The organism is Corynebacterium sp. 335C (assembly GCF_053525695.1).
In genome coordinates, this window is record NZ_JASTTB010000003.1 from 231,436 (window position 1) to 251,846 (window position 20,411).

General features: G+C 75.1%; 18 protein-coding genes. 16 read left to right on the forward strand and 2 right to left on the reverse strand.

The genetic code is table 11. The annotated features are described in order from the left end of the window. The first annotated feature begins 61 nt into the window (after window positions 1-61). The 4 genes from QQS41_RS10830 to QQS41_RS10845 all read left to right on the forward strand — a co-directional run bounded on the left by QQS41_RS10830 (window position 62) and on the right by QQS41_RS10845 (window position 4,595). Window positions 62-985 carry a carbohydrate ABC transporter permease gene (locus QQS41_RS10830; protein WP_448852736.1) on the forward strand — a complete coding sequence of 308 codons (924 nt, stop codon included), beginning with the start codon at window positions 62-64 and terminating at the stop codon, window positions 983-985. A 47-nt stretch (window positions 986-1,032) separates the two neighbouring features. Further along, window positions 1,033-1,818: a carbohydrate ABC transporter permease gene (locus QQS41_RS10835; RefSeq protein WP_448852896.1), complete on the forward strand. Its 786-nt coding sequence runs from the start codon at window positions 1,033-1,035 to the stop codon at window positions 1,816-1,818. A gap of 189 nt (window positions 1,819-2,007) precedes the next feature. Beyond that, window positions 2,008-3,330 (forward strand): ABC transporter substrate-binding protein, encoded by a 1,323-nt coding sequence (locus QQS41_RS10840; protein WP_448852737.1) that lies wholly within the window; start codon window positions 2,008-2,010, stop codon window positions 3,328-3,330. A 161-nt stretch (window positions 3,331-3,491) separates the two neighbouring features. Next, window positions 3,492-4,595 (forward strand): ABC transporter ATP-binding protein, encoded by a 1,104-nt coding sequence (locus QQS41_RS10845; RefSeq protein WP_448852738.1) that lies wholly within the window; start codon window positions 3,492-3,494, stop codon window positions 4,593-4,595. 166 nt (window positions 4,596-4,761) lie between these two features. Here the strand turns inward: QQS41_RS10845 and QQS41_RS10850 are convergent, their stop codons facing one another. Together QQS41_RS10850 and QQS41_RS10855 are read right to left on the reverse strand one after the other, a co-directional pair. Beyond that, a complete protein-coding gene (locus tag QQS41_RS10850) occupies window positions 4,762-5,607 on the reverse strand; it encodes a hypothetical protein (protein ID WP_448852739.1) in 846 nt (281 codons plus the stop codon). Between the two features lie 267 nt (window positions 5,608-5,874). Further along, window positions 5,875-6,351: an inorganic diphosphatase gene (locus tag QQS41_RS10855; protein WP_448852740.1), complete on the reverse strand. Its 477-nt coding sequence runs from the start codon at window positions 6,349-6,351 to the stop codon at window positions 5,875-5,877. Window positions 6,352-6,556: 205 nt separating this feature from the next. Here QQS41_RS10855 and dacB point away from each other — a divergent pair, with 205 nt between their 5' ends. The 12 genes from dacB (at window position 6,557) to QQS41_RS10915 (ending at window position 20,240) form a co-directional block, all read left to right on the forward strand. Continuing rightward, window positions 6,557-7,981: a D-alanyl-D-alanine carboxypeptidase/D-alanyl-D-alanine endopeptidase gene (gene dacB / locus QQS41_RS10860; RefSeq protein ID WP_448852741.1), complete on the forward strand. Its 1,425-nt coding sequence runs from the start codon at window positions 6,557-6,559 to the stop codon at window positions 7,979-7,981. A 188-nt stretch (window positions 7,982-8,169) separates the two neighbouring features. Continuing rightward, entirely contained in the window at window positions 8,170-9,540 is a 1,371-nt protein-coding gene (locus QQS41_RS10865) for an amidase family protein (protein WP_448852742.1), read from the forward strand. 514 nt (window positions 9,541-10,054) lie between these two features. Next, complete coding sequence (tilS, locus tag QQS41_RS10870; protein ID WP_448852743.1) at window positions 10,055-11,242, forward strand: tRNA lysidine(34) synthetase TilS; 1,188 nt, start codon at window positions 10,055-10,057, stop codon at window positions 11,240-11,242. 67 nt (window positions 11,243-11,309) lie between these two features. Further along, window positions 11,310-11,894, forward strand: a complete 585-nt coding sequence (gene hpt / locus QQS41_RS10875) for a hypoxanthine phosphoribosyltransferase (protein WP_448852744.1) — start codon at window positions 11,310-11,312, stop codon at window positions 11,892-11,894. A 193-nt stretch (window positions 11,895-12,087) separates the two neighbouring features. Continuing rightward, on the forward strand, window positions 12,088-14,835 hold the full coding sequence (gene ftsH, locus QQS41_RS10880) for an ATP-dependent zinc metalloprotease FtsH (RefSeq protein ID WP_448852745.1): 2,748 nt from the start codon (window positions 12,088-12,090) through the stop codon (window positions 14,833-14,835). After that, window positions 14,832-15,458, forward strand: a complete 627-nt coding sequence (gene folE / locus QQS41_RS10885) for a GTP cyclohydrolase I FolE (RefSeq protein ID WP_448852746.1) — start codon at window positions 14,832-14,834, stop codon at window positions 15,456-15,458. The genes ftsH and folE overlap by 4 nt, the downstream gene beginning before the upstream one ends. A gap of 80 nt (window positions 15,459-15,538) precedes the next feature. After that, the gene (folP, locus tag QQS41_RS10890; protein WP_448852897.1) at window positions 15,539-16,486 is read left to right on the forward strand and encodes a dihydropteroate synthase; all 948 of its coding nucleotides are present in this window, start codon (window positions 15,539-15,541) and stop codon (window positions 16,484-16,486) included. Continuing rightward, window positions 16,487-16,870, forward strand: a complete 384-nt coding sequence (folB, locus tag QQS41_RS10895; protein ID WP_448852747.1) for a dihydroneopterin aldolase — start codon at window positions 16,487-16,489, stop codon at window positions 16,868-16,870. After that, window positions 16,870-17,373 carry a 2-amino-4-hydroxy-6-hydroxymethyldihydropteridine diphosphokinase gene (folK, locus tag QQS41_RS10900; RefSeq protein ID WP_448852898.1) on the forward strand — a complete coding sequence of 168 codons (504 nt, stop codon included), beginning with the start codon at window positions 16,870-16,872 and terminating at the stop codon, window positions 17,371-17,373. Before folB ends, folK begins: the two co-directional genes overlap by 1 nt. Window positions 17,374-17,376: 3 nt before the next feature. Beyond that, on the forward strand, window positions 17,377-17,865 hold the full coding sequence (locus QQS41_RS10905; protein ID WP_448852748.1) for a DUF3180 domain-containing protein: 489 nt from the start codon (window positions 17,377-17,379) through the stop codon (window positions 17,863-17,865). Between the two features lie 9 nt (window positions 17,866-17,874). Continuing rightward, window positions 17,875-19,326 (forward strand): DUF6779 domain-containing protein, encoded by a 1,452-nt coding sequence (locus QQS41_RS10910; RefSeq protein ID WP_448852749.1) that lies wholly within the window; start codon window positions 17,875-17,877, stop codon window positions 19,324-19,326. Then, entirely contained in the window at window positions 19,326-20,240 is a 915-nt protein-coding gene (locus QQS41_RS10915) for a Rossmann-like and DUF2520 domain-containing protein (RefSeq protein WP_448852750.1), read from the forward strand. The genes QQS41_RS10910 and QQS41_RS10915 overlap by 1 nt, the downstream gene beginning before the upstream one ends. The last annotated feature ends 171 nt before the right edge of the window (window positions 20,241-20,411 follow it).

Genomic DNA, 20,411 nt, shown 5'->3' on the forward strand with positions numbered 1-20,411 from the left:
CCGATCGGACGTCACCCCGGTGTTGCCGTACGGCAACCGGGCCCACGGACAATGCCGCGACGTGGCTGAAACGAACGGCGATACGCGGGAACTGGAGGCGAGGGCGCGGCGCGCGAAGCGCGGCGAATGGCTCCTCGCCGCCCTCCTGCTCGCACCCAACCTGATCCTGCTGGCGGTGTGGACCTACCGGCCGCTGATCGACAACATCCGCTTGTCGTTCTTCGACTGGAACATCTCCTCCCCGACGTCGACCTTCGTCGGCTTCCGGAACTACGTGGAGTGGTTCACGCGCGACGACACCCTCCGCGTCGTCGGCAACACCGTCTTCTTCACCTTCTTCGCCGTCGCCGGCTCCATGGCCCTCGGACTGGGCCTGGCGATGCTGCTGGATCAGAAGCTGAAGGGGCGCAACGTCGTCCGCTCCATGGTCTTCGCGCCGTTCGTCATCTCCGGCGCCGCCATCGGCGTCGCCTTCCAGTTCGTCTTCGACCCGACGTTCGGCCTGGTGCAGGACCTGTTCTCCCGCGTCGGCCTCGACGGGCCCGACTGGTACCAGGACCCGTTCTGGGCGCTGGTCATGGTCACCTTCACCTTCGTGTGGAAGAACCTGGGCTACGCCTTCGTCATCTACCTCGCCGCCCTCCAGGGCCTGAACCGGGACCTCGCGGAGGCCGCCGCCATCGACGGCGCGTCCGCCTGGACCCGCTTCCGCCGCGTCACCCTGCCGCAGCTGCGGCCCACGACGTTCTTCCTGTCCATCACCGTCACCCTCAACTCGGTGCAGGTGTTCGACATCATCAACACGATGACGAAGGGCGGCCCCCAGGGCGACGGCACCACCACCCTGGTGTTCCAGATCTACCGGGAGACCTTCGTCAACTTCCGCGCCGGCTACGGCGCGACCGTCGCGACGATCCTCTTCCTCATCCTGCTCACCGTGACCCTCATCCAGGTCCGCATGATGGACAAGGAGAACCACAAGTGATCGGCACCGAACGCGGCACCGGCTGGAAGGTCGTCGGCTACCTGGGCATGGCCCTCGCCGTCGCCTTCATCGGCCTGCCCCTCGTCTGGATCGTCCTGACCAGCTTCAAGGCCCACGGGGAGATCTACAGCGTCCCCGTGCAGTGGTGGCCGTCGGAGTTCCGGTGGGAGAACTACCGCGACGCCTTCGAGCGCGTCGACTTCGCGGACTACTTCATCAACTCCATCGTCATCACCCTGGTGCTGTGCACCATCAAGATCGTGCTGGGCGTCATCTCCGCCTACGCCCTGGCGATCCTGCGGTTCCCGGGCCGCAACCTCGTCTTCATCGTCATCATCTCGGCGCTGATGGTGCCCAGCGAGGTCACGGTGATCTCCAACTACGCCCTGGCCAGCCAGCTGGGCTGGCGCGACACGTACACGGGCATCATCGTGCCGCTGGCCGGCATCGCCTTCGGCACCTTCCTCATGCGCAACCACTTCATGTCCATCCCCCGGGAGATCGTGGAGGCGGCGCGCATGGACGGCGCCGGGCCGTTCCGCCTGCTGTTCCAGGTGCTGCTGCCCATCTCGCTGCCGACGCTGGTCGCCTTCTCCATGATCACCGTCGTCAACGAGTGGAACCAGTACCTCTGGCCGTTCCTCATGGCCGAGACGTCCCAGTCGGCGACCCTGCCCGTCGGCCTGACGATGCTGCAGAACAACGACGGCATCTCCAACTGGGGCCCCGTCATGGCGGCCACCATCATGACGATGATCCCCGTCCTCCTCCTCTTCCTGGCCCTGAACAAGTACATGATCAAGGGCCTGACCTCGGGCGCCGTGAAGGGATGACCCCTCCGCCGCCCGGGGTCCCCTCCGGGCGGCGGCACGCGCCCGAGCCGGCGCGCCGCACCGCGGCCGCGCACGGCACGCACACCGCACCGCACCGCATCCGCACCGCGCACCGCATCCGCGCCGCGCACGCCACCACCCGCCGCCGGGGCGCACCGCACCGGCCCACGCACCCGAAGGGACCCCGACATGAACGCCAACCCCCGCCGCCTCCCCGCCCTCGACCGCCGCGGCTTCCTCGCCCTCATGGGCCTCACCGGCGCCGGCGCCACGCTCGCCGCCTGCGCCGGCACCGGCGGCTCCGCCGGCCAGGCCGAGTCCGACCCGAACACCATCGTCTGGTGGTCGAACCATCCGGCGTCCTCCAAGCCGGTGGAGGAGGAGCTCATCCGCCGCTTCGAGGAGGCCAACCCGGAGCTGAAGGTCCGCCTCGTCGACGGCGGCGCCAACTACGAGGAGATCGCGCAGAAGTTCAACGCCGCGCTCACTGGCTCCGACCTGCCCGACCTCGTCGTCCTGTCCGACGTGTGGTGGTTCAACTTCGCCCTCAACGGCCAGATCGCCAACATCGACGAGGTCGCCCCGAAGGCCGGCGTCGACACCTCCACCTTCGTCCCGTCCCTCTATGAGGACTACAACCTCAACGGCGGCCACTACGCCATGCCGTTCGCCCGGTCGACGCCGCTCTTCTACTACAACAAGGACAAGTGGGCCGAGGCCGGCCTGCCCGACCGCGGCCCGGAGACCTGGGAGGAGATGACCGAGTGGGGCGCCAAGCTCCAGGAGGTCATGGGCTCCGGCTTCGCCCACGGCTGGGGCAACGCCGTCGACTACCTCTCCTGGACCTTCGAGGGCCCGCTGTGGACCCTCGGCGGCTCCTACTCCGACGAGTGGGACATGAAGCTCACCTCCCCGGAGACCGTCCGCGCCGTCGAGTGGCTGAAGTCCACCGTCGACGACGGCTGGGCCACCGTCTCCAACGACCTGTCCAACGAGTTCGGCACCGGCATCCTCGGCTCCGTCGTCGCCTCCACCGGCGACCTCGCCGGCATCAAGCAGACCGCGAAGTTCGAGGTCGGCACCGCCTTCCTGCCGAACCCGCACGGCGACGGCGGCTGCCCGACCGGCGGCGCCGGCCTGGCCATCCCCTCCGGCATCCCGGAGGAGCGCCAGATCAACGCCGCGAAGTTCATCGACTTCATCACCAACGCGGAGAACACCGCCTACTGGTCCCGCGAGGTCGGCTACGTCCCGGTGCGCTCCGCCGCCGTCGAGGACCCCGCCCACGTGAAGTACATGGACGAGAACCCGAACGCCCGCACCGCCGTCGAGCAGCTGCCGCACACCCGCGTGCAGGACAACGCCCGCGTCTTCATCCCGAACGGCGACCGCGCCATCGGCGACGCCCTGGAGTCCATCCTGCTGTCCGGCGCCCCGGTGGAGAAGACCCTCGCCGACCTCGAGGGCAACCTCCGCACCACCTTCGAGCGGGACATCGAGCCGAAGCTGTAGCCGGCGCCGCCGCGCCGGGCCGAGCCGGGCGCGCGCCGCACCGGCGGCGCGCGCCCGGGGGAGGGGCCGTCGCAACGCACCGGACCCCGCCCCGCGCGCACCCGCACCCGGCCCGCGCGCACCCGACCCACCACGACCACACCGACCCAGAACGGACGCACATGGCCTCCATCACCTTCGACGGCGCCACCCGGATCTTCGACGCGGACGCGGCGCCGGCCGTCGACTCGCTCAACCTCGACATCGCCGACGGCGAGTTCCTCGTCCTCGTCGGCCCCTCCGGCTGCGGCAAGTCCACGTCGCTGCGCATGCTCGCCGGCCTCGAACCCGTCGACCGGGGCCGCATCCTCATCGGCGGCCGCGACGCCACCGCCGTCGCCCCGCGCGACCGCGACGTCGCGATGGTCTTCCAGAACTACGCGCTCTACCCGAACATGACGGTCGAGCAGAACATGAGCTTCGCGCTGCGCAACCGGAAGACGGACAAGCGCATCATCGCGGAGCGCGTGAAGGAGGCCGCCCGCATCCTCCAGCTGGAGCCGTACCTGGACCGCAAGCCCGCCGCCCTGTCGGGCGGCCAGCGCCAGCGCGTCGCCATGGGCCGCGCCATCGTCCGCGAGCCCGCCGTGTTCTGCATGGACGAGCCGCTGTCCAATCTCGACGCGAAGCTGCGCGTCTCCACCCGCGGCGAGATCTCCGCGCTGCAGCGGCGCCTCGGCACCACCACCGTCTACGTCACCCACGACCAGGTGGAGGCGATGACGATGGGCGACCGCGTCGCGGTGCTCGAGGGCGGCGTGCTGCAGCAGGTCGGCACCCCGGAGGAGCTGTACGACCGGCCGGTCAACGCCTTCGTCGCCGGCTTCCTCGGCTCGCCGTCGATGAACCTATTCGACGCCACGGTCGCCGGCGGCGGCGCGTCCGTCGACGGCGCCGGAGTCGTCGAGCTGCCGGAGCACCTCCGCGCCGCGGCGGGCGCCGACGGCCGCGAGGTCGTCGTCGGCGTCCGCTCCGAGGACCTGGTGCCCGACCCGGCCGGCTCCATCGAGCTGGACGTCACGCACGTCGAGGAACTCGGTCCGGAGGCCATCGTCTACGGCCGCCTCGCGCACGCGCCGGAGGAGTCCCGCTCCATCGCCGTCCGCGTCCCCCGCGGCCACGGCCACCGCGGCGGCGACGGCATCCGCGTCCGCGCCGAGCGCGACCGCCTGCACCTCTTCGACGCCGCCACGGGCGAGCGGGTGGAGGCGCCGGCGCGCGCGTAGCGGCGGTCGCGGGGTCCGCGTGACGACGGGACCCGCGCGGCGGCATCGCCGCACGGGGACGGGGCCCGCGCCTGCCGGCGCGGGCCCCGTCGTCATACCCGGCGGCGGGGCCGCGGCATGCTGCGGCTCCGGGCCGGGCCGCACGGGCCGCGTCACGCGGGCGGCGTCACACGAGCGGCGGCTCCGGCTTCAGCGGCCCCCGCACCGCGAGGGCCCACCAGGCCAGGCCGAGGGCGACCGCGACCGCCGCGAACTGCACCACCACCGCCGCGATCGCCGCGGTGGCGAAGCCGTTCAGCGCGGGGGCGAACGACAGGTAGGACACGCCGGCGTGCCAGGCGACGAGCGTCGTGAAGCTCGGCGTCGTCAGGTACGTCACCGCGGCGAGCACGCCGACCACCGCCCCGGACAGCACCCCCAGCAGGACCCGGCCCCCGGAGGCGCCGCCGAACAGCATCACCAGCGGCGACAGCGCGGAGAAGGCGACGGAGGCGGCGATGATCGCCGCCGTGCGCCGGCCCCACCCCGGGGCCAGCGCCGTGAACAGGGCGTGGTCGAGGATCCAGCGCCGGATGATCGCCTCCTGCGCGAACGCCCACAGCAGCGCCGCGGCGGCCGCGGCGACCAGCAGCCACGTGAACCGGCCGCGCAGCACCGCCTCGAACCACGTCAGCGGCGCGATGGCCGCGGAGACGACGAGCAAGACGCGCAGCCCCCACGTCGTCACCCGGTTCATCGCGCCGCGCGGATCACCGTCGCCCGTCGGCCACGCGTGCTCCCGGCTCCACGTGCCGCGCTGCACCGCCCACGCGGCGGCGGCCATGGCCGCCAGCGTCGGCAGCGCCGCCACCGCCAGCCACGGATCCCCGATCCGCGTGCCCGCCGCCCGCAGCGCCAGCAGGCCCGCGGCGCACGCCACGCCGAACAGCGCGGGCAGGCCGACGACGCGGAGCGGCGTCGAGTCCACGAGGCGGCGCCCGCCGGACGGGCGAATCGGTGCTGCTGCGGTCATTCCACGCATGATAGGGCGCCCTAAGACCGCGGCGCGACAGGGGCGGCGGGGACGCCGGGTGCGCGGCGGGCAGGGGAGCGGGCGCGCCGCCGGGGACGGCGCCGCCGCGGGCGGCGGGTGAGGGGCCCGGACGCGACGACGCCCCCGCCCGCCCCGCCCCCGACGGGGACGGGCGCCTGGAGGGGGCGTCGTCACGCACGATGCGCGCGGCGGAGACGCGCCCCGCCGCACGATGCGCGCCGCCGGAACCCGGCGGACGCGCGCGGCCTACTTGCCGTGGCGCTCGATGGCCTCGTCGAGGATGCGCTGGGCCTCGTCCTTGCCGGCCCAGCCGGAGCCCTGGACCTCCTTGCCCGGCTCCAGGTCCTTGTAGTGGACGAAGAAGTGCTCGATCTCGTCGCGGGTGAACGCGGAGATGTCCTCGTAGTCCTGGAAGTCCTCGAAGCGCGGGTCGTCGAGGACGCACAGCAGCTTGTCGTCGCCGCCGGCCTCGTCCGTCATCTTGAACACGCCGACCGGGCGGGCCTTCACGATGACGCCCGGGAACACCGGCTCCGGCAGGATCACCAGGGCGTCCAGCGGATCGCCGTCCTCGCCCAGCGTGCCCTCGATGAACCCGTAGTCCGCCGGGTACGCCATCGGGGTGAACAGGTAGCGGTCCAGGTAGACCTTGCCGGTCTCGTGATCGACCTCGTACTTGTTGCGCTGGCCCTTCGGGATCTCGATGGTGACCTCGATGCTCACGGGTTCTCCTTCGTCGTTGCGGTGAATGCGGTGGATGCGGTGGCCGGGACGGCCGCGGCGCCTCCCGCGGCAGCGGGGACGGCGGGCCGCCGGGCCCCGCCGCGGATGCGGCGCGCGCACCCGCCGCGTCGTCGTCCGGCGCGGCGGGCGCATACAGTGGCCATCGTAATAGGAGCGGACCGGCGCCGGGGAATGGAGGACGCGCATGAAGCGGACGGTGGCATGGGCGGCGTCGATCGTCGTCTTCGCGATGGTCGTGACCGCCGTCGTCGTGGTCGGCCTCCGCGGCGTCCTCGGCGTCGAGGTCGCCCCCGCGCCCGCCGTCCAGCCCGCCCCCGCCGCCCTCGCCCCGCTGGGGCCGGAGGAGGGCGGCGCCGGCTCCGGGGACGGGGACGGCGATGACGCCGCGGCCGCGGGCGGATCCGGCGTCCCCGACGCGGAGATGCGCGACGCCGTCTCCGCCATCCTCGGCCCCGCCCTCGCCGGGCCCGGCATGGGAACCACCGTCGGCGTCGTCAGCGACGCCGCCACCGGCCAGGTGCTGTGGGACGGCGGCGCCGACGTGCCCGCCACCCCCGCCTCCTCGACGAAGATCCTCACCGCCGCCGCGGCGCTGCTCACCCTCGACCCGGCCGCCGTGCAGACCACCCGCGTCATCGCCGGCGCCAACCCCGGCGAGGTCATCCTCCAGGGCAGCGGCGACCAGACCCTGTCCCGCGACGGCGAGGGCTCCTACCCCGGCGCCGCGTCCATGGCCGACCTGTCCGCCCAGGTGCGGCGGGCGCTCGGCGGGCAGGGCGTGACGACGGTCCTCGTCGACGCCTCCGGCGCCGCCGACCGCTACCACCCGTCCTGGGACCGGGCCGGCATCGCCGAGGGCTACATCGCCCCCATCGAGCCCGTCTCCGTCGACGCCGGCCGCGCCACCCCGACCTCCCTGCCGCGCAGCGCCACCCCGGCCCTCGACGCCGGCCGCGCGCTGGCCGAGGACCTCGGCGCCGCCGACGTCGCCGAGACCACCGCCGCGCCGGCCGAGGGCGCCGTGCTCGGCGAGGTGACGTCCGCGCCGCTGCTGACCCGCGTCCCCCAGATGCTCGTCCACTCCGACAACGTCATGGCCGAGCAGATCGGCCGCGAGGTCGCCGCCGCCACCGGCCGCCCCGCCACCTTCCGCGGCGCCGCCGACGCCGTCGTCGCCGTCCTCGCCGAGCACGGCCTCGCCGTCGACGGCGGCGCCTCCCTGCAGGACGTCTCCGGCCTCAGCCCCGACAACCGCATCCGCCCCGCCCAGCTCGACCGCGTCCTGCGCGCCGCCGCCGGCGACGCCGGGGCCGTCCAGGGCGAGGAGGCCGACGCCGGGCACGTCACCTCCGTCCTGTCCCACCTCGTCGACGGTCTGCCCGTCGCCGCCGTGTCCGGCACCCTCGCCGACCGCTACCTCGCCGGCAACCCCGGCGCCGGCTGGGTCCGCGCCAAGACCGGCACCCTCGACGGCGTCTCCGCCCTCTCCGGCGTCCTCGCCACGGACGGCGGGCGGGTGCTGACCTTCACCCTCCTGTCCAACGACGCCGACGTCGCCGCCGCCCGCGCCGGCGCCGACGCCGCGCTCGGCCGCATCCGCGAACTCTGACGCCGACCGCGCCCCGGGGATCGGGCGCGCGGCCGGGGAGGGGGACGTCGTCACGCACGGCGACCGCGGACCGCACCCGCGGAACTTCCCCGGGCGAAACGCAATCGCACCGGAAACGAAATGGCTAGGGTGTAGGCGCACAGACGACACGGCGCCACCGCGCCCGGAGCACACGAACGAGGTCCGCCATGCCCGACACCCACCGGCCCGACGCCCCCGCCGACGCGTTGTCCGCCCACCGCCTCGACGGCCGCTTCGACGGCTGCCGCCCCGCCCGCGAAATCGCCGCCGACGTCCGCTCCGGCGCCATCACCGCGGAGGACGCCGTCGCCGCCTCCATCGCCCGCATCCGCCGCCGCAACGGCGAGATCCTGGCCTTCGGCGAGGTCTGGGCCGACCGCGCCCTCGCCGACGCCCGCGCCCTCGACGCCGACCCCCGCAAGGCCGACCTGCCCCTCGCCGGCGTGCCCTTCGCCGTGAAGGAGAACACGGAGTTCGACAACCCCGTCGTCACGCGGCTCGTCGAGCGCGGCGCCATCCCCGTCGGCACCACCATGACCCCGCAGTTCTGCGGCTGGGGCACCACCGACTCCCAGCGCGGCGTCACCGCCAACCCCGTCCACCCCGGCCGCACCCCGGGCGGCTCCTCCGGCGGATCCGCCGCCGCCGTCGCCGCCGGCATGGTGCCCTTCGCCCAGGGCAACGACGGCATGGGGTCGCTGCGCATCCCCGCCGCCTGCTGCGAGCTGTCCACCATCAAGGCGACCCCCGGCATCGTCCCCGGCCACGTCGGCGGCAACAACTGGTACGGCATGAGCGTCCAGGGCGTCCTCGCCCAGGACAACGAGGACCTCGTCCTGCTCATGCGCGAGCTCACCGACGGCCACGTCGACGCCGTCGACGCCCCGCTCCCCGAGCGCTTCTCCGTCGTTGTCGACGTCACCGCCCCCATCGCCGGCATCAGCGCCGGCGCCCGCTGGGAGGACGCCGCCCGCCTCGCCGCCCGCCACTTCGAATGGGCCGGCCTGCCCGTCGAGGAGCGCCGCGCCCCCTACCCGCTCAACCCGCTGCCCATGCTCGCCCGCTGGTCCGCCGGCGTCGCCGACTCCCTCCACGCCGACGGCCCCGTCGGCCGCATGGAGGAGCGCAGCCGCCTCCACGCCCGCATCGGCGACATGCTCCGCGGCACCATCAAGGACCGCCAGGTCGTCCGCGCCGCCTCCGCCATGGAGGCGTTCCTGCCCGGCGACGGCATCCTCATCACCCCGGCCCTGGCCGCCGAGCCGCCCAAGGCCGCCGAATGGCACAAGCGCAGCTGGGTCCGGAACATGGCGTCCAACATGACCTACACGCCGTACGTGTCGACGTGGAACCTCCTCGGCTTCCCCGCCGGCGTCGTCGTCGAGCCGTCCACCGGCGTGCCCGTCCAGGTCGTCGCCCGCCGCACCCAGGAGCGCGTCCTGCTCACCGCCATGCAGCACATCGCCGACAGCGGCATCGACGCCGGCGACGCCCGCGCCGGCGAGGAGCGCGGCTACCAGGGGCGCCACCGGCTGTAGGAGGCCGGTCGGCACGGGCGGCGCGGGCGGCTGTTTCGAGGGCGGTCGTTTGGACCCCGTTCCACCCGTGGCCGCTTGGACGGGTGTTCGGATGGAGGTCATTTGGACCCTGTTCCGCCTCTTCCGCCCTCCGTTCAGACCCCGTTCCGGCCATTTCGACCCCGTCCTATCAGGGTCGGAATGGCCGAAACGGGGTCTGACCATGTCGAGGGGATGGGGGCGGTGGCCGACGAGGCGCGTGCCGGCCGGGTCTGCCAGACCCGGACGTAGTTGGCCCCGACGGTTGTCCGACCTGGACGTAGTTGGCCCCGACGGTTGTCCGACCTGGACGTAGTTGGCCCCGGCGGCTGCCCGACCTGGACGTAGTTGGCCGAACCTGGACCCAGGTAGAAGTACGTCCAGGTCAGGCCACGTACGTCCAGGTTCGAGGGGCGGGGAGGCGAAGTACGTCCGGGTTGGCGGGCGCGGGGCGGGTACGGGGAGAGCAGCGGCCGCGCCGGGCTAGCATCGCCCCATGACCGGCACCGACGAGACGAGGGGCGACCGCCCGGCCGCGCCGTTCTGGCCCCGTCGCAGCCCCGCCCTCCTGAGCCTGCGCCGCCGCATCCGCGAAGCCCTGCCCGGCTGGCCCGCCGACGGCGCGCCCGTCACCGTCGGCGTCTCCGGGGGAGCGGACTCCCTCGCCCTCCTCGCCGCCGTCGCGGCCGAGGCCCGCGGCACCCGCGCCCGCGTGCTGGCGGCCATCGTCGACCACGGGCTGCAGGACGTCTCCGCCGACGTCGCCTCCCGCGCCGCCGGGATCGCCCGCGGCTGGGGAACCGACGCGGAGGTCCGGCGCGTCGACGTCGGCGCCGCCGGGGGAGAGGGGCCCGAGGACGCCGCGCGCCGCGCGCGCCACGCCGCGCTCCACGACATGGCGTGGGCGCATCACGACGCCCATGCCGCGGCGGACGACGCCCATGCCGCCCCCGCCCACCCCGTGCTCCTCCTCGCCCACACCGCCGACGACCAGGCCGAGACCGTCCTGCTGTCGCTCGCCCGCGGCGCCTCCCCGGCCGGGCTCGGGGCGATGGCGGTGCGACGGACGTGGGACGACGGCGTCGACGTCGTCAGGCCCTTGCTGCTGCCCGCCCCGCCGGACCTCCGCGGCGGCGCCCGCCGCGCCGACACCGCCGAAGCCTGCCGCGAACTCGGCGTCGAGCCCCACGCCGACGCCCACAACGCCGACCGCCGCTACGCCCGCGTCCGCGTCCGCCGCGACGTCGTGCCCGCCCTGGCTGGGGCGCTGGGCGACGCGGCCGTCGCGAACCTCGCCCGGGCCGCCGACCTGGTGCGCGCCGACGCGGAGGCCCTCGACGCCATCGCCGCCGACGAGCTCGACCGCCTCCGGCTCCCCGACGGCGGGCTGCCGGCCGCGCCGCTGGCCGCGCTCGCCCCGGCCGTCCGCGGCCGCGTCATCCGCGACTGGCTGGCCGGCCGCGGAGCCGTGCCCGCCGCCGCCCACGTCGCCGCGGTGGAGTCGCTCGCCGCCGACCCGGGCCGGGGCCCCGCCGCCGTGCCCGCGGCCGACGACGCGGCGCGGCGACCGTCGTCACGCAACGCGCGCGGCACCGCGACCCGCACCACCGAGACCGGCGGCGAATCCCCCCGCAGGTTGGTAGTGCGGCGGTCTAATGGCACCCTGAACACAGTCCCCGGGTGACCGTGCGCCGGGGAGGTTTTTCCGACGACGCCGCCGGGGCGACCGCCGGCGAAAGGCAGGACAGCACATGCACGACGTCAAGGATTTCGACGTGCCGGACAACCCCTACGGGGAGGACGTGGAGGCCATCCTCATCCACGAGGACGCGCTGCGCGACCGCATCCGGGAGATGGCGGCGCGCGCCTCGGAGCGGTACGCGGACGCTGAGGACGACCTGGTCCTCGTCGGCGTGCTCAAGGGCGCCGTGTTCTTCATGACCGACTTCGCCCGCGCACTGGACCGCCCGTCGCAGCTGGAGTTCATGGCGGTGTCGTCGTACGGCAACTCGACGTCGTCGTCGGGCGTGGTCCGCATCCTCAAGGACCTGGACCGGGACATCGAGGGCTGCGACGTCCTCATCGTGGAGGACATCATCGACTCGGGCCTGACGCTGTCGTGGCTCATCAAGAACCTGCGCAACCGCAACCCGCGGTCGCTGGAGGTCATCACCCTGCTGCGCAAGCCCGACGCGCTGCGCACGAAGATCGACCTGGCGGACGTGGGCTTCGACATCCCCAACGAGTTCGTCATCGGCTACGGCCTGGACTACGCGGAGCGCTACCGCGATCTGCCGTACGTCGGCACGCTCCACCCGCGCGTGTACCGCTCCTGAGCCCGCGCCCGCGCCCCCTCGGGGTGCGCGGGTGCGCCGCTTGACGACGTCCACCGCCCGCGGCCCGGGAACCTTCCCGCGCCGCGGCGCGTTCCACCCAGGCGGGCCCTCCGGGCCCGGCCGGCCCCGGCGACGGCCCGGGGGCGGCGACCTCCCCCCCCCCTCACAGACAAGGCACCCCGAGAACCGCGACATGGACAAGAAGAAGGTCTTCCGCATCGCCGGCGCCGTCGGCGTCATCCTGCTGCTGCTCTACGCCATGACGACGCTGGCGGATGACACGCGGGGGTTCCGGGACGTCGACACGTCCGTGGCGCTCCAGCAGATCTCCGCCGGCAACGTGTCGGAGGCGCAGATCGACGACCGCGAGCAGCGCCTGCGGCTGACGCTGAAGCAGGGCATCGAGGTCGAGGGCGAGCAGGGCGTCACGGAGGTCATCTCGAAGTACCCGGCCCGCGCCGCGGACCAGGTGTTCGACCGCCTGACGCAGGGGGAGGGCGTGCCGTTCACCACGACGGTGACGCAGGATTCCTTCCTGATGTCGATGATCGGCTTCCTGCTGCCGATGCTCATCTTCTTCGTCCTGGTGATGTGGCTGTTCAGCCGCATGCAGGGCGGCCGCGGCGGCATGTTCGGCTTCGGCGGCAACAAGGCCAAGCTGATGAGCAAGGAGGAGCCGACCAACACGTTCGCCGACGTCGCCGGCGCCGACGAGGCGGTGCAGGAGCTCGACGAGATCCGCGACTTCCTGCAGAACCCGGGCCGGTACGAGAAGCTCGGCGCCACCATCCCCCGCGGCGTGCTGCTGTACGGCCCGCCCGGCACCGGCAAGACGCTGCTGGCCCGCGCCGTCGCGGGCGAGGCGGGCGTGCCGTTCTACAGCATCTCCGGCTCCGACTTCGTCGAGATGTTCGTCGGCGTCGGCGCCTCCCGCGTCCGCGATCTGTTCAAGCAGGCCAAGGAGAACAGCCCCTGCATCATCTTCATCGACGAGATCGACGCGGTCGGCCGCCAGCGCGGCGCCGGCATGGGCGGCGGCCACGACGAGCGCGAGCAGACGCTGAACCAGCTGCTGGTGGAGATGGACGGCTTCGGCGAGCGGGAGGGCGTCATCATCATGGCTGCGACCAACCGTCCCGACGTCCTCGACCCGGCGCTGCTGCGCCCGGGCCGCTTCGACCGCCAGATCCCGGTCACCGCACCGGATCTGAAGGGCCGCGAGGCGATCCTGAACGTCCACGCGAAGGACAAGCCGCTGGGCCCGGACGCCGACCTGACGTCCCTGGCGAAGCGCACCGCCGGCATGTCCGGCGCCGACCTGCGCAACGTCCTCAACGAGGCGGCGCTGCTCACCGCCCGCGTCAACGGCGACATCATCACCGCCGACGCGCTGGAGGAGGCGGTCGACCGCGTCGTCGGTGGCCCGCGCCGCACGTCGAAGGTCATCTCCGAGCAGGAGAAGAAGGTCACCGCGTACCACGAGGGCGGCCACACGCTCGCCGCGTGGGCGCTGAAGGACATCGAGCGCGTCTACAAGGTCACCATCCTGGCGCGCGGCCGCACCGGCGGCCACGCCCTGACGGTCCCGGAGGACGACAAGGGCATGTACAACCTGCCCGAGCTGTTCGCCCGCCTGGTCTTCGCCATGGGCGGCCGCGCCGCGGAGGAGCTGGTCTTCGGCCTGCCGACGACCGGCGCGTCCGCCGACATCGAGCAGGCGACGAAGATCGCCCGCGCGATGGTCACCGACTACGGCATGAGCCCCGCGCTGGGCACGGTGAAGTACGGCGAGGAGGCCGGCGACCCGTTCATGGGCGGCGGCCGCGACGGTTCCCTGGACTACTCGCCGGAGGTCGCCGCGGAGATCGACCGCCAGGTCCGGTCGCTCATCACGAAGGCCCATGACGAGGCCTACGCCATCCTGCGCGACAACCGCGACATCCTTGATCGGCTGGCGGAGAAGCTCCTGGAGAAGGAGACGCTGCGCCGCCCCGACCTGGAGGCCCTGTTCACCGACGTGGAGACCCGCCCGCGGGTCGAGTTCTTCGAGCAGGAGTCCCGCTACCCCGCCGACGGCCGCGAGCCGGTGAAGACCCCGGTGGAGCTGGCCATCGAGCGCGGCGAGGAGCCGCCGAAGCGCGAGAACATCTTCGCGCCGGTGCGCCCCGTCGGCCGCGCCGCCAACGAGGAGGCGGACCGCGCGGGAGCGCAGGGCGGCGGCGCGGACGGCGGCGCGGGCTCCGGTGCGGGCGCGGGCGCCGGGTCCGGCGCGGCGCTGCCGGGCGGCGACTCCCGCCTGGCCGGCGGCCCCGTCTACGGCGGCACCCCGCCGCCGGCGGGCTGGACCGCCCCGGGCTGGCCGCGCGAGAACGCGCCGCGCTACGGCGCCCCGTCGGGCTCCGGCGCGGGCGCGGATGACGCCGGCTCCGGCGCGTCCGGCGCCTCCGGCGACGACGGCTTCGCGCTGCCGCCGCAGGTCCGCGAGGGCCGCCACGGCCGCCCGCAGGACCGGCAGCAGAACCCGTACGCCCCGCAGCAGCCGCAGCCCCGCCCGGGCGACTCCGGCCGCCACGAGACGCCGGGCCGCGCCCCGCAGCACGGCCACGGCTCCCATGAGCGGCACGGCGCGCACCCGGGCACCGCGAACTACCCGCTGGCCGGCGCCGGCCGCGACGCCGGCGGCGACAACCCGACGACGGGCATGGCCCGCCCGTTCGGCGCGTCCGCCCCGTCCGGCGACGCCCCGTCCGACGCCCCGCGCGGCTTCCGCCTGCCCGACCGCGAGCAGCCGGAGCACGGCCGCGTCGACGACGCCCCGCACGGCGGCGCCGTGGGCGCCTCGCCGGATTCCCCGGAGGCCCCGGCGGCCGGCGACGTGCCGGAGCCGCCGCGCACGACGGGCCGCCATCACCGCATCCCGGAGGAGGGTCAGGACCAGTGACCGGCTGCCATCACGAGGACGACGAGTACCAGCCGGACGCCGCCACCGCGTCGGGCCCGTTCGACCAGGCCCGCGCCGAGGCCGCGGTCCGCGAGCTGCTGCTCGCCGTCGGCGAGGACCCGGACCGGGAGGGCCTGCTGGAGACCCCGGCGCGCGTCGCCCGCGCCTACCGCGAGATCTTCGCGGGCCTGCACGTCGACCCGTCGGAGGTGCTGGCGAAGACCTTCGACGAGGGCCACCAGGAGCTGGTGCTGGTGCGGGACATCCCGATCTACTCGACGTGCGAGCACCACCTCGTGCCGTTCTTCGGCAAGGCGCACATCGGCTACATCCCGGGCCCGGAGGGCCGGGTGACCGGCCTGTCGAAGCTGGCGCGCCTCGTCGACCTCTACGCGAAGCGCCCGCAGGTGCAGGAGCGGCTGACGTCCCAGGTGGCGGATGCCCTCGTCGACAAGCTCAACCCGCAGTCGGCGATCGTCGTGATCGAGTGCGAGCACCTGTGCATGGCGATGCGCGGCATCCGCAAGCCGGGCGCGAGCACGGTGACGTCGGCGGTGCGCGGCGGCTTCAAGCGCGACGCGCGGTCGCGCGCCGAGGCCATGGCGCTCATCACGGGCCGGTGACGGGGGAGGTGGCCGCGGTGCGCGCGAACGACGCGGCGTCCCTGGGGCGCCTGCTTTACGACGGGGACCGCTGCCTCGTCATGGGCATCGTCAACGTGACGGAGGACAGCTTCTCCGACGGGGGCCGCCACCCCGACGCGGAGTCCGCGCTGGCGCATGCGCGCCGCCTGCTGGCCGATGGCGCGGACATCATCGACGTCGGCGGCGAGTCGACCCGCCCGGGCGCCATCCGCGTGCCGGAGGAGCAGGAGCTCGCCCGCGTCGTCCCGGTCGTCCGGGAGCTGGCGGCCGAGGGCGTTGTCGTGTCCGTCGACACGATGCGCGCCTCCGTGGCGGAGGCGTCGCTGGAGGCCGGCGCCGCGATCGTCAACGACGTCTCCGGCGGCCTCGCCGACCCGCGGATGCTGGACGTGTGCGCGGCGGCCGGGCGGGAGGCGGCGACGTGCCTGATGCACTGGCGCACCGACCGCTTCGGCTCCGCGTCGGGGCGGGCGGAGCCGGACCCGCGCGGCATCGTCGCCGAGGTCCGCGACCACCTGCTGTCGCTGATGGACGCGGCGACGGCGGCGGGCGTGCCGGCCGACCGGATCATCCTGGACCCGGGCCTGGGCTTCGCGAAGAACGCCGAGGACAACTGGACGCTGCTGCGCGCCCTGCCGGAGCTGACGGCGCTGGGGGCCCCGGTGCTGGTCGGCGCGTCGCGCAAGCGCTTCGTCGCCTCCGTCGTCGACGGAGTCGCGCACGCCCCGCAGGAGGCCGACCAGGCCACCGCGGCGATTTCGGCGCTGTCCGCCGACCGCGGCGCGTGGGCCGTGCGCGTCCACGACGTGGCGTCGAGCCGGGCGGCATGCGCCGTCGCCCGCGCCTGGCGGCTGGGCCGCGGCCCGTCGGACGCCGACGGCGACTACCCCGTCGGCGGCGGCAACCGGCCGGCGGGCCCGGCGGCGGCCTCCGCGGCCCCGTCCGCCGCGTCCCCCGCGGCCGCTGCCGCCGCCCAGCCGACCACCGACCAGGAGGAGGGCCGCTAGATGGCCGACCGCATCGAGCTGACGGGCCTGCGGGCCCGCGGGTTCCACGGCGTCTTCGAGCACGAGCGCCGCGAGGGCCAGGACTTCGTCTGCGACGTCACCCTGTGGGCCGACCTGTCGGCCGCCGCGGCGAGCGACGACCTGGCGGACACGGTGAGCTACGCCGACGTCGCCGACGTCGCCCACGGCGTGCTGACCGGCGAGCCCCGCGACCTCATCGAGACGGTGTCCGCCGAGATCGCCGACGCCGTGATGGCCATGTCGGAGCTCATCCACGCCGTCGAGGTGCGTGTGCACAAGCCGCAGGCGCCGATCCCGCACGACTTCGCCGACGTCGCCGTCGTCGCGCGCCGCTCCCGCACCGGCGGACGGGGGCGGGCGTGATGCGCGCGGTGCTGTCCATCGGCGGCAACATCGGCGACACCGCCGCGCTGCTGGGCGACGTCGCCCGCGACTTCGCCGCCGAGACCGTCGCCCGCTCCGCCCTCTACGCCACCCCGCCGTGGGGCGGGGTGGAGCAGGACGACTTCCTCAACGCCGTCATCGTCGCCGACGTCGACATGGAGCCGATGGACCTGCTGCGCCGCTGCCAGGGCCTCGAGCAGGCCGCCGAGCGGACCCGCGAGGTGCGGTGGGGGCCGAGGACGCTGGACGTGGACGTCGTCACGCTCATCGACGGCGGCCGCGAGCTGCGCAGCGCCGACCCGGTGCTGACGCTGCCGCACCCCCGCGCGCACCTGCGCGCGTTCGTGCTGGTGCCGTGGCTGGACGCGGACCCGGGCGCGGAGCTCGGCGGCAGGCCCGTCGCGGAGCTCATCGCGGAGCTTGACGACGGGGACGTCGCGGCCATCCGCCGCACGGACCTGGCCTGGCCGGAGGGGATCTAGGCGATGCGGGGCACCCGTCCGGCGTTCCTCGTCATCGCGGCGGCCGTCGTCGCCGCGGCGGCGTACATGATCGTGGGCACCTTCCTCGGCGCCATCGCGTTCCACTGGACGGACCTGCTGTTCCCCTGGGTGCTCGCCGCCGTCTGCGCGTGGGCCGCCCGCCGCGTCCGCGAGGCGGTGGAGGAGCGCGGCATCGGGCAGGACCGCAGCCAGATGCACCCGCTGACCGTCGCGCGGTGGCTGACCGTCGGCACGGCGTCGGCGTGGCTCGGCGCGCTGCTCGCCGGGGGCTACCTCGGCGTCGCCGTCTGGCTGCTGCCGCAGTGGGGCCGCCTCGCCGCCGCGACGGCCGAGGGGCCCGTCGTCGTCGCCGGCGCGGTCACGGGCGTTGCGCTCGCCGCCGCGGGCCTGCACCTGGAGCGCTGCTGCCAGGCGCCCCCGGGAGACGACGGACCGGAGGAGATCCCTGGCGCCGAGCCCGCCGCTCGGTAGGGTGATGGCATGACGCATCCCGATGAGCAGCACCGCGGCTACGGCGTCCGCGACGACCGCACCGGCGACGACGCCGAGTGGAGCGTCGGCGACGACTACGACTACGGCTACGGCGACGACGACGCGCAGGCCCCCGCGCCCGCGGAGTCCGACGCCGACGACGCCGCGCCGTCCGGCTCCGGCGACGACGACCCGGCCGACCGCGCCGGCGTCATCCTGCTGGCCGTCCTGGTCGTGCTGGCCCTGCTGGCCAGCATCATCATGCTGTTCACCTCCTCTGCGACGTGGATGAAGATCGCCGTCCTGGCCGGCCTGTGGGCCGCCGTCATCGGCGCCGTCCTGACCACCCGCTACCGCCGCAAGCTGGCCGCCGAGCGCGGCCGCTTCGCGGAGCTCGAGCGCCTGCACCGCGCGGAGCTGGCGAAGGAGGAGGCGACCCACCGGGAGCAGGAGCTCATCCTCGAGCAGAACTACCTGGAGTCCCTCGACGCCGAGCGCGACGAGACGCTGCAGCAGCTGCGCGCCGAGATCGCCGCGCTGCGCGAGCAGCTCGCCGACCTCACCGGCGAGGCCCCCGACGAGCGCGTCGCGCTGCGCGCCCGCGCCGAGCGCCTCCGCGAGCTCGACTCCGCCGGTCGCGGCACCTCCGGCTCCCCGCTGCGGGACCCGGGCAGCTTCGACCGCCCGGAGCCGCGCGCCCAGTCCCACCGCGCCGCCGCGACCGCCGACGGCACCGTCGGCGCCCACACGCAGCACGGCCCCCACGGGGTCCGCGGCCGCCGCGATGCGGAGGCCCGCGCCGACGAGCCGGTCGACGTGCCGGAGGTCAACACCGGCTCCTTCCGCGCCGTGCGCTGGGAGCCGTCCGAGCGCGGCCCCGAGCCGGAGCGCCGCACCGGGTCGCACCGCGCGCCGGAGGGCGCCGCGGCGCAGGAGCCGCAGCGCGCCGCCGAGACGCCGAAGCAGCAGCCGAAGCCCGCGCCGAAGAAGCCCGAGCCGCAGCCGGCCGCGCAGCCGGAGCCGAAGAAGACCGGGCCGCAGGCGGCCGCGCAGACCAAGCGCCAGGCGCAGCCGGAGACCCCGGCCGCGCAGCCGGAGCGCGAGGACGCCACCGCCGAGATGCCCGTCCAGCAGGCCCCGGCCCGCGGCGGCCGCCGCCGCGCCGCCGACGGCGCCCCCGGCTGGACCGCCGCCCACCGCGCGGACTCCACCGACGTCATGGAGCCCATCCGCGACGAGGAGCCGTCGCGCGGCCGCCACGGCGCCCCGCAGCCGGAGACCGCCGCGGAGCCGCGGCGGGAGCGGCGCGACGACGCGGCCACGCCGTCCCGCCCCGCCGCGGACGACGCCGCCCCGTCGGGCCGCCGCTCCCGCGACCCGCACGGCCGCCGCCGCGCGGAGGAGCACGCCGACGGCCTGACCGTCGCCGAGCTGCTCGCCCAGATGCGCAAGAACAGCTGATGCTCGGCGCACCGCGCCTGACCGCGGGCGTCATCTCCGCCGGAGCCGTCGGCACCGCCGTCGGCGAGGCCCTCGAACGCGCCGGACACCGGGTCACCGGCGTCGTCGCCCGGTCGGAGGCCTCCCTCGGCCGCGCCCGCCTGCGCCTGCCCGGCGCCCGCATCGGCACCGTCGCGGAGGTCTGCGCCGGCGCCGAGCTCATCGTCCTCGCCGTCCCCGACGGCGACCTGCCCGCGGTCGCCGAGGAGGTCTCCCGCCACGTCGGCGCCGGGCGCATCGTCCTGCACTGCGCCGGCTCCCTCGGCCGCGCGGTCCTCGACCACTGCGCCCTCGCCGGGGCCCTCACCATCGCCGCCCACCCGGCGATGACCTTCACCGGCCGCCCCGGCGACGCCGACCGCCTGAACGGCTGCCCGTGGGGCGTCACCGCCGGCGACGACGTCGCCCGCACCGTCGCGGAGCTGCTCATCGGGGAGCTCGGCGGCCGCGCCGTCGCCGTCCCCGAGGAGCTCCGAGGCCTGTACCACGCGGGCATGGCCCACGGCGCCAACCACCTGGCCGCCGTCGTCGCCGACGCCGTCACCCTCATGAACGCCGCCACCGGCGCGGACGGCCAGCCGGCCGAGGCGCCCGACCGGGCCGCCGCCCTGCTGCGCCCCCTGCTGGAGGCCAGCCTGGACAACGCCCTGCGCTGGGGCTCCGCGTCGCTCACCGGCCCCGCCGCCCGCGACGACGCGGACACGGTGCTGCGCCACCTCGGCGAGATCGGCCGCCGCGTCCCCGGCGCCGCCGCCCCCTACGCCGCCATGGCCCGCCGGGCCGCCGAACTCCGCGGCTCCTCCCGCGTCATCGGCGCCCTCGACGAGCGCGCCGGCCGCGGCGAGGGCGGGGACGGCCAGGCCCCGCCCTTCTGATGCGGGCCCCGGCCGCGGTCCGCGGCGTCCCCGCCGGGGCGGTGGCCGTCGTCACGCGACGACCCGCGCACCGCACGCGGACCGCGGCGGCTCCCGCGCGCCCGCGCGATTGAGTCCGCCGGGCCGGAGGCGAGTACGGTAGACGCGACCCACGGCCACCAGGGCCCCGCC

Coding starts and splice junctions, on each gene's coding strand:
- QQS41_RS10850 (WP_448852739.1), bottom strand. CDS start 5,607: ATGACCGCAGCAGCACCGATTCGCCCGTCCGGCGGGCGCCGCCTCGTG.
- QQS41_RS10835 (WP_448852896.1), top strand. CDS start 1,033: ATGGCCCTCGCCGTCGCCTTCATCGGCCTGCCCCTCGTCTGGATCGTC.
- dacB (WP_448852741.1), top strand. CDS start 6,557: ATGAAGCGGACGGTGGCATGGGCGGCGTCGATCGTCGTCTTCGCGATG.
- tilS (WP_448852743.1), top strand. CDS start 10,055: ATGACCGGCACCGACGAGACGAGGGGCGACCGCCCGGCCGCGCCGTTC.
- QQS41_RS10905 (WP_448852748.1), top strand. CDS start 17,377: ATGCGGGGCACCCGTCCGGCGTTCCTCGTCATCGCGGCGGCCGTCGTC.
- QQS41_RS10915 (WP_448852750.1), top strand. CDS start 19,326: ATGCTCGGCGCACCGCGCCTGACCGCGGGCGTCATCTCCGCCGGAGCC.
- folB (WP_448852747.1), top strand. CDS start 16,487: ATGGCCGACCGCATCGAGCTGACGGGCCTGCGGGCCCGCGGGTTCCAC.
- QQS41_RS10840 (WP_448852737.1), top strand. CDS start 2,008: ATGAACGCCAACCCCCGCCGCCTCCCCGCCCTCGACCGCCGCGGCTTC.
- folK (WP_448852898.1), top strand. CDS start 16,870: ATGCGCGCGGTGCTGTCCATCGGCGGCAACATCGGCGACACCGCCGCG.
- QQS41_RS10865 (WP_448852742.1), top strand. CDS start 8,170: ATGCCCGACACCCACCGGCCCGACGCCCCCGCCGACGCGTTGTCCGCC.
- folP (WP_448852897.1), top strand. CDS start 15,539: ATGGGCATCGTCAACGTGACGGAGGACAGCTTCTCCGACGGGGGCCGC.
- ftsH (WP_448852745.1), top strand. CDS start 12,088: ATGGACAAGAAGAAGGTCTTCCGCATCGCCGGCGCCGTCGGCGTCATC.
- QQS41_RS10910 (WP_448852749.1), top strand. CDS start 17,875: ATGACGCATCCCGATGAGCAGCACCGCGGCTACGGCGTCCGCGACGAC.
- hpt (WP_448852744.1), top strand. CDS start 11,310: ATGCACGACGTCAAGGATTTCGACGTGCCGGACAACCCCTACGGGGAG.
- QQS41_RS10845 (WP_448852738.1), top strand. CDS start 3,492: ATGGCCTCCATCACCTTCGACGGCGCCACCCGGATCTTCGACGCGGAC.